The 15,766-nt window shown below is 27.6% G+C and carries 8 protein-coding genes; 1 reads left to right on the plus strand and 7 read right to left on the minus strand.

The window, feature by feature from the left end:
- Window positions 1–183: 183 nt before the first annotated feature.
- From AYC61_RS11570 to AYC61_RS11580, 3 genes are all read right to left on the minus strand, one after another.
- Window positions 184–1,353, minus strand: coding sequence for a SpoIIE family protein phosphatase (locus AYC61_RS11570; RefSeq protein ID WP_066502196.1), 1,170 nt, complete (start codon window positions 1,351–1,353; stop codon window positions 184–186).
- A gap of 82 nt (window positions 1,354–1,435) precedes the next feature.
- A complete protein-coding gene (locus tag AYC61_RS11575; protein WP_066502197.1) occupies window positions 1,436–3,136 on the minus strand; it encodes a [Fe-Fe] hydrogenase large subunit C-terminal domain-containing protein in 1,701 nt (566 codons plus the stop codon).
- Window position 3,137: 1 nt separating this feature from the next.
- Window positions 3,138–3,383, minus strand: a complete 246-nt coding sequence (locus AYC61_RS11580) for a (2Fe-2S) ferredoxin domain-containing protein (RefSeq protein WP_066502205.1) — start codon at window positions 3,381–3,383, stop codon at window positions 3,138–3,140.
- 222 nt (window positions 3,384–3,605) lie between these two features.
- Here AYC61_RS11580 and AYC61_RS11585 point away from each other — a divergent pair, with 222 nt between their 5' ends.
- Complete coding sequence (locus AYC61_RS11585; RefSeq protein WP_066502209.1) at window positions 3,606–4,469, plus strand: DegV family protein; 864 nt, start codon at window positions 3,606–3,608, stop codon at window positions 4,467–4,469.
- 297 nt (window positions 4,470–4,766) lie between these two features.
- Here AYC61_RS11585 and AYC61_RS11590 read toward each other — a convergent pair whose 3' ends face one another.
- The 4 genes from AYC61_RS11590 to AYC61_RS11605 all read right to left on the minus strand — a co-directional run bounded on the left by AYC61_RS11590 (window position 4,767) and on the right by AYC61_RS11605 (window position 15,373).
- The gene (locus AYC61_RS11590; protein WP_066502214.1) at window positions 4,767–6,311 is read right to left on the minus strand and encodes a hypothetical protein; all 1,545 of its coding nucleotides are present in this window, start codon (window positions 6,309–6,311) and stop codon (window positions 4,767–4,769) included.
- Window positions 6,312–6,484: 173 nt separating this feature from the next.
- Complete coding sequence (locus AYC61_RS11595; protein WP_066502215.1) at window positions 6,485–6,688, minus strand: hypothetical protein; 204 nt, start codon at window positions 6,686–6,688, stop codon at window positions 6,485–6,487.
- A 19-nt stretch (window positions 6,689–6,707) separates the two neighbouring features.
- On the minus strand, window positions 6,708–10,370 hold the full coding sequence (locus AYC61_RS11600; RefSeq protein ID WP_066502217.1) for a hypothetical protein: 3,663 nt from the start codon (window positions 10,368–10,370) through the stop codon (window positions 6,708–6,710).
- A 740-nt stretch (window positions 10,371–11,110) separates the two neighbouring features.
- On the minus strand, window positions 11,111–15,373 hold the full coding sequence (locus tag AYC61_RS11605) for a 2-hydroxyacyl-CoA dehydratase (RefSeq protein WP_066502219.1): 4,263 nt from the start codon (window positions 15,371–15,373) through the stop codon (window positions 11,111–11,113).
- Window positions 15,374–15,766 lie beyond the last annotated feature (393 nt).

Here is a 15,766-nt window from a genome sequence, read left to right on the forward strand (position 1 = left end):
ATAACAATTATTATTGAACTTAGGATAACGCATTTATTAGATTTTGTCAAACTTTTATTATAACAGATATGCACACCGCCTGCTAAACATAATCCGTACCCGCCATCTATAGAGGTGGGGAACATCTTGAACCTTGTTATAAATATACCTAAAACCCATCGGATATAGATGGATTTTAGGTATCTAAAAATACTTTATATTAATAATCTTACCTAAACTCTTCATCAATTCACAAAGCTCATTAACAACGTTAAGCTTTATTCGTAAATCTAATGGAATATCGGGATTTTGGTGTGCAGGATTTACTGCTTTTCCAACCCATAAATTCAAGTGAGTACAGTCATTTAGTAGAATATCCATCAGTAAATGTACTCCATCCTTTTTTTGCTTATGTTCATCACAGGTATATATTCCTTCAACTATATAATTTTTCAAACATTCTACAGTTTTACTTAAAGTCAATACTCCTTCTGTTACAAGATCTATCCCTTTTATATGTGCTATAGGTGGAACGTTTGGTGTTAAATCTTCAAGTCTAATTTCTACTTTTTCGTCCATTTCTCTTGCCATTATGTTTGCCGCTGTACCACCACAAACAATCCTTTTACCTTTTGTTCTAAGAAAATCATTAACTAGCCACTTATCAAGCTCAGGATTTTCCGGCGGTCCTGTAAATAAATTAACTACTTCTGATTTCCTTATTTTAACTATTATAACTGTTGTGTCATCTCCGGGTTTTCCCATATATAGTTCATTACAGGTTTTTAAAAGATTTCTGGAAATATTCCTTGCACTTTTTTCTTTTTGTGCCTGTCTTAATACATATTCTGCAACATTTTCCCACTGCCATCCTAGATTAAGCACACCTCCAACACCAGCATGTATTGCTCCATCACTTACTAAAGCTAATACATCTCCTTCTTGAAGTTGTATATTATTTTCTTTAACAAGCTTATCATTTATATAACTTTCCTTTTTAGGTATATCTAATATTTGATTATCTCTTATTATTATTATAGGCGGATTATCATATTCTACTATATACGCTTTTCCATCAAGAGAAACTTGTATTATTCCTAAAGTAGAATATGCGAGTTTTCTCACACTACATACAGGCAGAGTATTTGTAATTGTAGTAACAGTTTCATGAATACTAGCACCTTTATTTAACATTGTACCCGCTATTTTCGTTGTAAGTGTTGATAATATATTAGCCTTAACGCCACTACCTAAACCGTCAGCAGTAACTACAATAACCTTATCATCTGATTTTATTATTTCTACTTTATCTCCACACAATTCTTCGCCATATTTATTTATACTATCATAGGCAACATCAATAAATAGACCCATAAAAACAACCCCTCATCACTATATGATATTTATTAACTATTTAGCTAAACTAAATATATAAATTTCAAATATAAACTTTTTTCTAAAGCATTTCTTTAAGTTTTGTTAATATCATTTTAGTTTCAGCTGTCGTTTCTCCTAATAAGCTAGCTATTTCTTGTGCTACTCTCATCTGCTTGTTTATTACTTCTTGCGCAGCATTAAATGTATTCTCTTTAACCCTTACTAGTTCTTTCTTATTCTTTTCATTTTTTGTAATATCTGTCATTATCGCTAATATTACATTTTCTTCATTTAAATAAAGTATATTTGTAAATAAAGTTACACCATATTGTGGAAAGGACATTTTCTCTTTTATTAAATTTTGTTTAGTCTCTTTTACTTTTAAAAATAAATCATCTTTTATTATAAATGATATAGGTTTGCCAATAATATTTTCTGAATTTATATTAAAAACTCTCTCTGATGTTGGATTAAACTCTTTTACAAATAAATTATTATCTAATAAAAATATTACATTTGGGCTATATTCAAATATAACATTTTTCAAACTATCAGCCTTTGTTTTCATAAACGGCAAACACATTTTGATTTCAGACATACCTTCGTAAACTGATTGTGCCTTCTCTTTACATGTCTGATAACCACAAGCATTACAATTTAACTCATCTTTTTCTTCATATTTACCCATATTTCTTAATATATTTCTCATTTCTTCTGGACTTGCTATTTTTCTATCAACTTTTTTGTCAAAAAATTTCTTATGGAAATTTAACATATGAGTCATTTTATGAATATCTTCATTTTCTATATATTCTTTATTACTGACATATTTTCTTACTCTTTCATATCTACTGTAATAGTTGCTGTTATCTTTTGGCATACCTGGACCACCAATACAGCTACCGTTACATACATTAAGTTCAACACAAAGATTTTCTATACTACCAGATTCTAAATAACTCAAAATTTCTTTACATTCTTTGATATCATTAACCGTTATAAAATCATATTTACAATTTTTCTTGTCTATATTATGAGAAAATACACTCCCACTTATAGGAAATAAGTTTCCTGATTTACTAGATCTTCTGTCGAATTTTTCTGGCTTAAGAGATTTAATATTTATGTTTTCATTAATAATCCATTGTGATAGTTCTTCAAAAGTCAAGACACTATCGATTACCCCCTCATGTTCAAAATCTTTGCTCTCATATTTTTTTGCAATACATGGACCAATGAATACTACATAAGAGTCCATTCCATACATATGCTTTAATATTTTACCATGAGCTATCATCGGCGACACTACTGGAATCATATAATCAACAAGAGAAGGATAATATTTTTCTACCAAATAATTTGCTGCTGGACAACTAGTAGATATTAAATTCTTATACTCTCCTTTTTCTACATATTCCCTGTAATAATCGATAACTATTTCTGCACCTATTGAAGTCTCTTCAACTATAGAGAATCCCAGTTTTTTTAATGCTGATACAATCTGACCAGAATCATCTAATTCAAATGCACCTGGGAAAGATGGAGCTATACTTGCTATGATTTTTTTATTATCTTTTATTGCATCTTTAACATCTTGAATATAATTATTTATACTTATTGCATGTTGTGGACATACAGTATAACACTGCCCACAAGCTATACATAAATCATCTTCTATTCTTGCTATATCATCTAATATCTTTATAGCTTTAGAGTCGCAAGCTCTTAAACATCTATAGCAATGATTACATTTATCTTTAGAAAAATGCATGAACTTCATCTTATAATCTCCTCTCTATATACTCACTAAAGAATTCATCTACTCTATCTTTATCAACCGATACAACTATTTCTTCGTCAACTCTAACAGATACAGCTTTTGTGCATTCTCCTAGACAAAAAGAGGCTTTAATTTCTATTTTATCTTCTAAACTTCTTTCATCTATAATACTTTGAAGTTTCTTGATCACATCATAAGAACCTTTTAAATGACACGCACTACCAATACAAACTTCTATTTTAACCATTTTTCTACCTCTTTTCTAACCTTTATCTAAATTGGTTGCATTTTGTATACAGTCCGTAGCTTTCAAATATATTATAACAAGTTTTTTATTTTTTTTCTACATAGATATTTCCTCACTCAATTATTTACACTTTAAACCGATAACTGATATTTCATAATTTACATAACTATGTTATTGTAATATAATATAATTGATTGTTTTTACAAAGAAAGGATTGATAATATGTGTATTAAAATTATAACTGATAGTGCATGTGACCTTCCAAAAGATATAATTGAAAAACTTGACATAGAACTTATGCCAATACTTGTTTACGTTGATGAACAGGAATATAAAGACACTGTGAATATTAATCCTAAGTTTTTATATGAAAATATGAAAAAGGGTTCTTCTACGAAAACAGCTCAGCTTTCTATACCTGATTTAAAAGAAGTATTTTCAAAATATGCTAAAGCTAAGCAAAGTTGCATCTATATTGCTTTTTCATCTGGTTTATCTGGTACATACCAAACATCTTTATTGGTAAAGCAAGAAATTTTAGAAAAATATCCTGATTTTGATTTAGATATAATAGACACTAAATGTGCTTCTCTAGGTTTTGGTTTAGTTGTCTATAAAGCTGCTCAACTTGCTAAAGAAGGTAAAAGCAAACAAGAAATACTAGAAGTATTAGATTTTTATTGTAATCATATGGAACACATATTTACAGTTGATGATTTAGAATATTTATTTAGAGGTGGTAGAGTCAGTAGAGCATCAGCTGTTATTGGTAGTATGCTTAATATAAAACCTATTTTAAATGTTGAAGATGGTAAACTGGTTCCTTTAGAAAAAGTACGTGGTAAAAAGAAACTGTTAAAACGAATGGTTGAAATAATTGGTGAAAGAGGTGTCGATTTAGACAAGCAATTAATAGGAATATGTCATGCAGATGATGAACCTAATGCTATAAAAATTAAAGAACTTCTTAAAGAAAAATATAATTGTAATTCTTTTCTTATAAACTTGATGGGTTGTACGATAGGTGCTCATTCAGGCCCTGGTACAATGTCTATATACTTTTTAAATGAAAAATCACCTTATTAAAACTGACTTTTACAGTCAGTTTTTTTTAAGCAGCGAACCAAAATCTACGATTTTGTGTGAGTCGCTTACTCCTAGGAACGAAGTGAGTAGGAGTTACTGATTGAAGGATTAATTAAAGACAAATGAAAATGTTAAAATCGCATAATCATGATATCAAAAACTATTTTGAGCAAAGATTTAGAAAGTAGAGAACTCAAATCTATAGATTTGGGTTAAGTCGCTTACTTCTAGGAACGAAACGAGTTAGAGTTACACTAGCCTCTTATTGACCAGAATTCATCCACCCCTTAACAATAATTATTTTTTCCTCTTTGAAACAGCCTGTACAATCAAAATAAGAAAAACTAATACAAAAATCACCTCAATAATAATAAAAATAATCGACTTGTTTCCTGAACTAATTATCCTTTTATATCCATCTATCAGTGGCCACAATGAACCAGTGGTTTGAATGATAGCAAATAGAGATGTTATAATTAATATTAGTTTATTAAAGGTCTTCTGACGTTCTTCTTCTTTTTCTTTTTCCAACTCTCTGTCTTTAAGCTCTTTTTCCTTTACTTCTTCTTCAGCAAATCTAATCATCTGTGATAAAATGGACAATTCAAAATCGAGTTCGGTTAATACCTCTTCTATTCTCAAATTTCGCCTTAGTAATTCGTAAAATTTAACATAATGAGAAATATTAGAAAGATGTTTGAACATCCATTTGAGATTAAAAAACGCAATTCTTTCTTTTAGATTATTTATTACTTTTATTTTTTGTTGTGGATCATCCTCTATTTTTAATTTGCTTGGAAGGGTTGATGCCTCTATAGAGAAATTAATTAAACTATGCCTTTGGCTTAATGCTAAAAGATACATATAAAAATAAGAATGTTGTGCTCTTTCTAAAAATCCTTGAGTGATAAAGTCATCATTATTATTCTCCATAGGAAAAGCCAACGCTCCACAGCCTTCCATAGAAACTCCCCAAAGAATATTTTCAAAAGGACTAAAAACTTCTTCATTGTTTTGGATAGAATATTCTGTATGAGAAATATTGTAATTATGTCTAAATCCATGCCTTAAATAGAACATATACTCTAACGATTTCTTTTGCTTTATTTCTTCTTCTAGCAAAACACCAGTATAAATCAAGGCTTGTCTAGGTTTTTGTTGTTGGGATTCAAAAAATGTTTTAACTTTTATTCCAGTATCACTAATGATTGATTGTGTTAATGAAGCCATGCAAAACCGAAATTTTATGTATTGGTCTTTTCCAATTCTTTTATGTAACTCAATATTACCATCATTAAATGAATATAGCTTTTTTAATCTGTATATATAATCAATCAATTGATCTACTTCTATTTTGTCATCCTTTTTTTGATTATTTTCTTTATTAAAGTACCTCATTTTATAATTTATAAATCCGATATTGGTTTCAATAATATACATCTCTATACTTTCTATACTAAAATTAAAATCTCCATTCTTTTCATCATTAAAAGTTAATTGATCTTTGTTCTGTGCGGGAACTATTGGCGTATTGGCTTCTTTAACACCTACATCAATACTCTTATATCTCCTTTGATGAAAAAAATTTCTCCCATTATTTTGATCAAGTACAAATTTTTGTCCTACATTTTTACAGTAATTATCACTTTCTAATGATTCATATCCAGAGCTAGCTATAAGATTATCTATATGTTCATAAAACCGCTCTGTTTTTATCTCTTCTTTTCGCCAGCAGCAAACCCCTTTATCATTCTTCTTAAATTCAATGGTTTCTAATAACTTTGCATATGTATTTTCATAGCTAAATGGAATCATTATATTTGAAAAATACTTACATTGCATAAGGCAATCCCCCTTAATATAATGCTTGTTACGTACAATATACTATTTTTTCTAAATATTAGTAATATCTTTACATATGTACGTCTTAACACGAAATCAATGTCATTAAATATAATGCTTTCAAGTTATAAAAACTTTAAAATATATAGAATTAGAATTCTTTATTAAAACAGTTATAGTGATGGAAAGCTAACTTTGTACCATTCTTTTTTTTCCCCTGATTTGTATTCATCCATCTCTTCTATAATAACTCTAGAGTACATCTTCTCTAAATACTCTTTTTCTTCAAGAGACAATCTTAATTCCCTGTTCATTATATCATTACTAAATGAATCCAAAATAAATTCTTCAAACTTCATTAACTCTTCTTTAGTCATCATCATTTCTCCTTTAATCCTATTCTTTTGCAGTAGCAACTTCACCTGGTACATTAACGAATCCCTTATATGAAATGATAAAATCTCTATAACTTTCTCTTAGCTTTAATTTTTCAATTTTATTGTCATAAACCTTTAGGATATCATCTAATTCTCCATAATATCTCTTTAAATCATCTGATAAGTGTAACTCTTTTAAAACTTGCAATAAATTCACAATGTTGTAACACAACATCTTACAATAATTAATGGACTGATTTTGTATATTTAATATAAATATTTCATGTGCTTCAATAAATTCTTTTTTTGCTTCTTCATTTTTATTTAGAACCCAATAAATAGTTGCTAGATGGCTTTTACAATAAACCATAACATCTTCGTAAATACTATAACCTCGACTCTTTACTAATTTAAACTGATTTATAGAATCTTTATATAAATCTATCGCTTGATTAAATACCATCTTACATTCAGGTTTCATACCATTTTCACTACAATATTTCTTAAACTTAATAGTATCCTTACAATACTCCTCAAACTTATAAATGTCATCTCGTTCTAAATTTTCTAATACAGCTTTATAAAAGTAAGTAAGACCCAAACTATGATAAGAAAACGCTAAAGTATCACCATCATCTCGTTCTATATATATTTCATTTAATTCCTTCTTAATATCAATAGCTTTCCTAAAGTAATTTACTGATTTATCAAGCAAACTCATATCTTTACTACAAAAGGTAATATTTCTTAGCTCAATACCAATATTAGAAATTATCTTAGCATACAATAAATTATAATCATCATTTTTTAAATTTGCAAAATGCTCTCCACATTCCTTGAATATTTTTATTGCTTCTTTATTCTTTCTCCATTTTCTGTATAGCAATCCTTTGCTATTAAATATATCATAATATTCATTACTAATCCTTTTATTATCTTTTTCTAGTAACTCTAATGCTCTATTATAGTAAGTATCTGCTTTAGAATATTCATCAATAGGTCTATTATCGCGAATATAATTTGCAATCTCTCTTAATACATAAGGTGATAAAACAGAATCTTGATTATTTATATCTTTTTTATATTTCTCAATATCTTCAAGGTAATTAAGCAAAGTCATTTTTCTATTTTTAAGTATAGGATATTTTTTTGAATGATCTTTTAGTTCCTTTATGAATTTAACTAGTTCAAAAACTTTTTTTTCTAATTCAGTATCTTTCAAAAGTTCATCTTTATCAGCATAAATTTTTTTACTATATGAAAATAATGTTATTAATCCTAATAAATAATCTAAATTTTTATAAATACTCTTCTCTATTTCAAGATTTTTTTCAATATTTTCTTTAATATCTTTTTTAATATCTTTCTTACTTCTATTCAATATTTGTTCTATATTATCAACTGTAATTGATTTAATCAATTTTTTTAATTCAAATCTTATATTGCTAATATTTTCTTTATATAGTTTTTTTACCTGCTCAACCCACAAATTATGACTTAATGAGTATCGATTGTTGGAATCAGAATTTCTATCTACCCTAATAAAAGGGCTTAAATCAGACAAATGTCCAATTAATTCAATTTCATTAGTATATACAGAAACTAAATAATGTATCTCATAAAGGGTTAATGGCTCTTCGATAAACGCTAATAACCCAATAAGTTTATGGATTATATTGTTGTATCTAGCATTATTTCCTGTTTTTTTTATTAATTTTTTTAAGTGATATTTAATAATTTCATTATGGTTTTTTATATCATTATCATTATTTTTTAGATAAGATTTATAAATAATTAGATATACCATTCTCAATCTATCTGGTTCCTTTAATAATTCATTCATCCTTTCATCACTTATGGATTTTTCAACCTTGTTCTTGTTCTTTTTCGATTTCAAATACTCTCTAATAAAATCTTGATATTCATGACTAACAATAGTATATTTAACTTCATCAACATTACATATTTCTTTAATCTTAGTTATTTTAATGAAAATATCCTTAATAATTAAATTTATAGTACTATTTTCATTATTGCGTGCAGTTAATATTATATATACGCCTTCATCTAAATCACTTTTTATTGGAATACTATCTAATAATGTGTTTGATACTCTATCTGGTATTTCATCTAAACCATCTATTACCAAAACAACTTTTTTATTCGGATACACTCCTTTTATGTTATTTAAATATTTTGATACATTTTTTCTATGAATATTACCCTTGCCTGAATTTGTAATCTCAAGATTAAATTCTGTAATGGTACATCCATGTTGAAAAACCCTTTGCAATTCATCATTAAATGAAGTCCTTAAAAAATTTGTATAACTATTAACATAAATAACCCTCGTTAAATAAACATCCTCATCAAGAATATTTTTTGTATCCAAAGCTCTAGCAAATATTGTCTTACCCATACCTCGATCAAGAGAAAGTAATAAAATTCCAGAACTATTGTTTTCCATATAATCAATAACTTTATTTTTTAAATAAGTTGGTTCATAGTAATCATTACAAGTTCCTAATTTTTTCATTTCCTCTTTAACTTCAGGAGGAATGACATTTGAATGTGTATTATAATATACATTATTGACTGGTGAATGATACTTGTTTTTTTTATCATTCAACCAATTATTTAGTCTTTTTGTACTAATATTTTTAACTCCATTAGGATAATCAATTGAGTAGGAACAAAATTTCCATGAATGAAAAGAATCAAATAAATATATTCCTCTATTACTAATTGTAATGAGTGGTTCAATATCTATAGTTTTTGCTAAACGAAGTATATCCTTGTTTTGATAATTATAATATTTTTGAATATTCATCTTTTCCGTCAAATTCAGACTCTCGTATATTTTCAATTTTAATTTATAATGTTCTTCTTTTAAATCTAGTGCTCTTTCTGGTCCACTTAAATCATTATAATTGTTCTTACTACCAACCACTTTGTATTTAAATTTGATATTAACTAAATGCATTTGTACTTTTTCAATCAATTCAATTAATATGTCTAGTTTATTATTTAAATCATTCTTGAATTCTATATTATTGGAAAATTTTAATGCGCCATGTCCGATTTCTGTATTTCTCCAATTGACCAAATCAAAGCCACTACTTGAATCTGGTTTTGTATAACTGTATACTTCTTCTAATACTTTAATAATATTAGAATCAATATATTTCAATTTCTTTGCTTTATTCAATAAATCTCTCCAATAACCCAATGAAAGATTATTATCAACTAATACATTTATTATTTCACGATAATTTAAGTAATCTATTACTTCATTAATTTCATATGCGTATAAATTTGACATTCTTGCTCTTTCTTTATTTTCATAAGACATACTAAAACACTTTTCAAATGCTTTTTTAAATCTATCAATGTCATTATGTTTATATACTTCAGTACTATTATATGCTATATAATGGTAATAATTAAGCCATAAGTCATTAGGAATTTTATCTAACTCTTCAAAATATTCTTTTTTATCCATTATAGCAATTAAAACAATTGTCTTTATCAATACCTCATAACTGTCTTTAATTTGAATAAGTGCTCCGTAATACTCTTCAGCATCAATTAATTCACAAGCTCTTTTTACTTCATGGGCTATCATTGATGGTAGCTCATCTAATTTCAATTTCTTGTTGCAATTTTGTAATTTTGATAGCATGTCCCTACCTCCCATTGTTTATTTGATTTTCGATAAAATCCAAGGCTACAGTGATATATTAATAAACGAAATGACTTGTCCATAATCGATCCGATAACATATAATTTATAAATATATTTACTTAGTATGTATTTTTTTCTATATTTAGTATATCACAAGTATATGTCGTCTAAAAGGATTCTTTGTATTTTTACTTAATTACGATATTATGTAATATTTAATGTTATATATCACACAATTATTTTTATTACATTCTATTAATTTTTTAATAAAACAAGTTTATTGTAATAAATCCTTTTGAAGTAAAATATTTTATAATATAAGCTTTTATCTATTTGTAATTCAATATATTTTAAAATAGAGGTGGTATGATGTCAAAGATGTTCTTTATACGAAAACGAACTCTATACACAATTGTAAGCATAGTTATAGTTATCATAGTACTTATAATTTTAGCCTCAACATTTTAAACAAAGTTAAATTTCTCTACAAGCAATTGTCATTTATTATATTACATCCAAGCTTAATAAATTATTTTTTCATCTGGAGCATACTATAAAATATGAATTATTGCCTTTATATATTTTTGTAATTTTTTAATATCAAAAAGTCTTCAATTTTTAGATTAAAAAGGAAGACTTTTTGATATTTATTCACAGACATACTATTTTAATTTATAATTCCCTATAAATAAAAAAACGGAGCAACTCTAAAAATATTTTTGAGTTGCCCCTTCTTATTTATAAATTATAATTTAAATCTAAAGTTTCCAACGGTTTATCCAAATTTCTAAATGCTATTGACAACATCAATTTTATTCTGTTCAACTGATTTACCTCACTTGCACCTGGGTCGTAATCTATTGCAGCAATATTTGCTAATGGATATGACTTATTTAATCCCTTAATCATACCTTTTCCAGTAATGTGATTAGGCAAACATGCAAAAGGTTGAAGGCATAGTACATTATTAACCCCTGAATTAATTAATTCAATCATTTCTGCTGTTAAAAACCAACCTTCCCCTGTTTGATTACCCAACGAAAGATGTTTAGACGCTTTTTTACCAAGTTCAGAAATGCTTACTGGAGGTTCAAATCTCTTGCTGTTACGCAACGCTTCTTTCATATCTTTTCTAAAGTATTCAATAGCCTTTATAGCTAAATCTCCTAAAATATTTTGCTTATAACTACCTGATAAAATATTATATTTTATATTATTATCATAAGCACAATATAATAGAAAGTCTGTTAAATCTGGAACTACTGCTTCTGCTCCTTCTCTTTCCAATAACCCAACTATATCGTTATTAGCTGTAGGATGATATTTTACTAATATTTCTCCAACAATTCCTACTTTCGGCTTAATAACATGTTCATCTATTTTAAAATTATCAAAATCTCTAATCATTTCTCGTACATTTTTATTAAAATCGCTCATTTTATTTTTTATGAGTGATCTTTTACACTTATCAACCCATACATTGTATAATTCATTTGCAGAACCTTTTATCATTTCATAAGGTCTAACTTTGTATAAAACTCGCATTAATATATCTCCATATATTAATCCCATCATCATATTTTTCAATAATGGTATAGTAATTTTAAATCCCGGATTTTTCTCCATTCCAACAGCATTTACAGATATAACAGGTACATGGTCTATTCCCGCATCCTTTAATGCTTTTCTTATAAATCCAATATAATTGGTTGCTCTACATCCACCACCTGTTTGAGATATTACTACAGACGTATTGTTTAAATCATAGTTTCCTGATAGCAATGCTTTCATTATTTGACCTATAACTATTATTGATGGGTAACATGCATCATTATTAACATATTTTAAACCCTCATCAACACATGTTTTATCTACAGAAGGCAATATTTCAATATTATAGCCCGCTTTGTCAAATGCTGTCTTGAAAAACTGAAAATGAATAGGCGACATTTGTGGAACTAATAAAGTATGAGTTTTCCTCATCTCTTTTGTAAACATTATTTTTTTAGGCATTTTATATAATTCTTTAGGCTGAAAATTAGATTTATCTCTTTCATTTATGGCAGCTATAAGCGATCTGATCCTTATCCTTACTGCTCCTAAATTGCTAATCTCATCAATTTTTATTAAAGTATATATTTTACCATATCTATCAAGTATGTCCTTGACTTGATCAGTTGTTACTGCATCTAAGCCACATCCAAATGAATTTAATTGTATCAATTCAATATTTTTATGTTTTGCTATAAATTGAGCTGCTGAATACAATCTTGAGTGATACATCCATTGATCTACTATTCTAAGTGGCCTTTCTACTTTGTCTAAATGCTTGATAGCATCTTCTGATAATACTATAAATCCAAAAGATTGAATTAACTCAGGTATTCCATGGTTTATTTCAGGATCTATATGATAAGGTCTACCTGCAAGAACTATTGCCTTTATACCTTTTTGATTTACCAAATTTACTGCTTCTTCACCTTTTTTCATTACATCATGTTTATATTTATCTAATTCATCATAGGCCAACTTCAATGCTTTTTTTATTTCATCCTCTTTAAGCTCTTCATATTTTAATTCTTCTTTTAATCTTTTTGCCATTCTTTTTGGATTATCTATTGGCAAAAACGGATGATAGAATATAATATTTTTATCTTTTATAGCATCTACATTAACATTTATTGTTTCAGGATATGATGTAACTATAGGGCAGTTATAATGATTATCTGCATTTTCATCTTCTTTTATATTATATGGTATACAAGGATAAAATATTTTGTTTACTCTTTTATCAATCAAGCTCATTATATGTCCATGTACAAGCTTTGCTGGATAACATACAGATTCTGAAGGTATTGTATCCATTCCTTCTTCATATATCTTTTTACTTGATCTAGGTGATAAAATAACTCTATACCCTAACTCCGTAAAAAATGTAAACCAGAATGGATAATCTTCATACATATTCATAACTCTTGGAATACCAATTTCACCTCTATATGCATCTTCTAGAGCTAATGGACTATAGTTAAATAATCTTTTATATTTATATTCATAAAGATTTGGTAATTCATTTTTTTTCTTTTCTACTCCTGATCCTCTTTCACACCTGTTGCCAGAAATATGACTTCTACCATCTGAAAATTTGTTGACAGTGAGGATACAATTATTTCCACATAATCCGCAACGTCTTATTGTTGTATCGACCTTAAAATTATCTAACTCATCTACGTTTATTAAAGTAGTCTTATAATCTTTCGTATACCTTTCTCTTGCAATTAATGCCGCACCAAATGCACCCATTATACCAGCGATATCAGGTCTTACTACTTCAGCACCAATAATTTTTTCCATAGCTCTAAGTACAGCTTCGTTATAAAATGTTCCTCCTTGTACTACAATCTTTTTACCTAACTCCTCTGTTCTTTTTAGTCTTATAACCTTAAATAATGCATTTTTTATTATAGATATTGATATTCCTGCTGAGATATCACTTACACTAGCTCCTTCTTTTTGTGCTTGTTTTACTCTTGAATTCATAAATACTGTGCACCTAGTTCCTAAATCAACAGGTGCTTTTGATTTTATAGCACTCTTTGCAAATTCCTCTACTTCCATATTTAGCGATTTGGCAAAAGTTTCTATAAAGGAACCGCAGCCAGAAGAACAAGCTTCATTAAGCATTATTGATTCTATTACTTTATTTTTTATTTTTAAACTTTTCATATCTTGTCCGCCTATGTCTAAAACAAATTCAACACCAGGCAAAAAGAATTCTGCTGCTTTATAGTGTGCTACTGTTTCAATTTCTCCAATATCTACTTTTAATGCTGATTTTATAAGATATTCTCCATATCCAGTCACAGTTGAATTAACTATTTTGATATCTTTATTAAGCTTTTCATATAACTGCTTAAGGGATTTTATTGATGATTGTAGTGGACTACCTAAGTTACTACCATAATACTGATATAATAACTCACCATCTTCACTAATAAGTGCAAGCTTGGTAGTTGTAGAACCCGCATCTATTCCTAAATAAGCATTCCCTCTATATTTATTTATATCAGCTCTTTTCACCTTATGCTTAGAATGTCTGTTTTGAAATTCTTTGTATTCCTCATCATCCTTAAATAATGCCTCTATATCTTTATTAGTACCATCATTTATTGCAGTTATATTTGGTATCTTTTCATATAAGCATTCAAAAGGAATTTGACGTTCTTTTCTTGAAGATATCGCTGCTCCCAAAGCAACAAAATACTGTGAGTCATCAGGTATAATAGTATTTTTCTTTTCAAGCTTTAAAGTTTCTATAAATCTTTTTCGAAGCTCAGACATAAAATGTAAAGGTCCTCCCAAAAACGCTACATTACCTTTTATTGGCTTACCTTGTGCTAATCCACTTATTGTTTGATTTACTACTGCTTGTAATACAGATACTGCAATATCTTCTTTTGCAGCACCTTCGTTAAGTAAAGGCTGTATATCAGTTTTTGCAAAAACTCCACATCTAGAAGCAACTGGATAAATAGTCGTATAGTTTTTTGCTAACTCATTTAACCCTGAAGCATCTGTTTGTAATAAAGCCGCCATTTGATCAATAAAAGCTCCCGTTCCACCTGCACATGTTCCATTCATTCTCTGCTCTATTGAATCTCCTAAATATGTTATTTTTGCATCTTCTCCACCTAATTCTATAGCAACATCGGTTTGGGGTGCAACTATTTCAACAGTATTAGTACATGCTATTACTTCTTGTATAAAAGGTATTTCTAATTTTTTAGATATATCTAATCCACCAGAACCTGTAATCATAATAGTTATTAAATTTTTTGATAATAAAGTTTTAGAGTCTTCAAACATATTCACAACTGTATTTTTTATATCTGAAAAGTGCCTTAGATATTTTTTATACAAAACATTAAGCTTATTATCAACTACCACCATTTTAACTGTAGTTGAACCAATATCCAACCCAATATTCAAAAACTTGTTCATTTATCCACCCCATTCTGCTAATTTTATCTATAAAAATTTTTCTACATATAACATGAGACTTAAAAATTTTAAGTCTCACTTCAATAATTATTATTAAATTCTTTTTTACATTCATTAAAAATAATTCCATAAAGTAAAATGAAAATAAAATTTTATTTTCTAAAAAATTATAAACTTTTAAGATTGTTGATAATATATTTTTGTTATGTAGTTTAACCAAATCAAATATTTTGTTCTTTGACGTTCGTGTCAATAAACATATTATAGTACTATTTCAATGTTTAGTCAATATAATAGCAAACTAGTTCTTTACTGAATTGTTTGTTTAAATTTGTAATTAAAGTAATTTATAAAGTACTTTTCTGTATTTTACCATTGAGCCTAATGATTCAT

The organism is Abyssisolibacter fermentans, from assembly GCF_001559865.1.
Classification (GTDB): Bacteria; Bacillota; Clostridia; order Tissierellales; family MCWD3; genus Abyssisolibacter; species Abyssisolibacter fermentans.

What these genes read in the sequence shown, in the direction of transcription:
- AYC61_RS11580 (WP_066502205.1), bottom strand. Translation starts at nt 3,383, where the DNA reads ATGGTTAAAATAGAAGTTTGTATTGGTAGTGCGTGTCATTTAAAAGGT.
- AYC61_RS11600 (WP_066502217.1), bottom strand. Translation starts at nt 10,370, where the DNA reads ATGCTATCAAAATTACAAAATTGCAACAAGAAATTGAAATTAGATGAG.
- AYC61_RS11595 (WP_066502215.1), bottom strand. Translation starts at nt 6,688, where the DNA reads ATGACTAAAGAAGAGTTAATGAAGTTTGAAGAATTTATTTTGGATTCA.
- AYC61_RS11585 (WP_066502209.1), top strand. Translation starts at nt 3,606, where the DNA reads ATGTGTATTAAAATTATAACTGATAGTGCATGTGACCTTCCAAAAGAT.
- AYC61_RS11605 (WP_066502219.1), bottom strand. Translation starts at nt 15,373, where the DNA reads ATGAACAAGTTTTTGAATATTGGGTTGGATATTGGTTCAACTACAGTT.
- AYC61_RS11570 (WP_066502196.1), bottom strand. Translation starts at nt 1,353, where the DNA reads ATGGGTCTATTTATTGATGTTGCCTATGATAGTATAAATAAATATGGC.
- AYC61_RS11590 (WP_066502214.1), bottom strand. Translation starts at nt 6,311, where the DNA reads ATGCAATGTAAGTATTTTTCAAATATAATGATTCCATTTAGCTATGAA.
- AYC61_RS11575 (WP_066502197.1), bottom strand. Translation starts at nt 3,136, where the DNA reads ATGAAGTTCATGCATTTTTCTAAAGATAAATGTAATCATTGCTATAGA.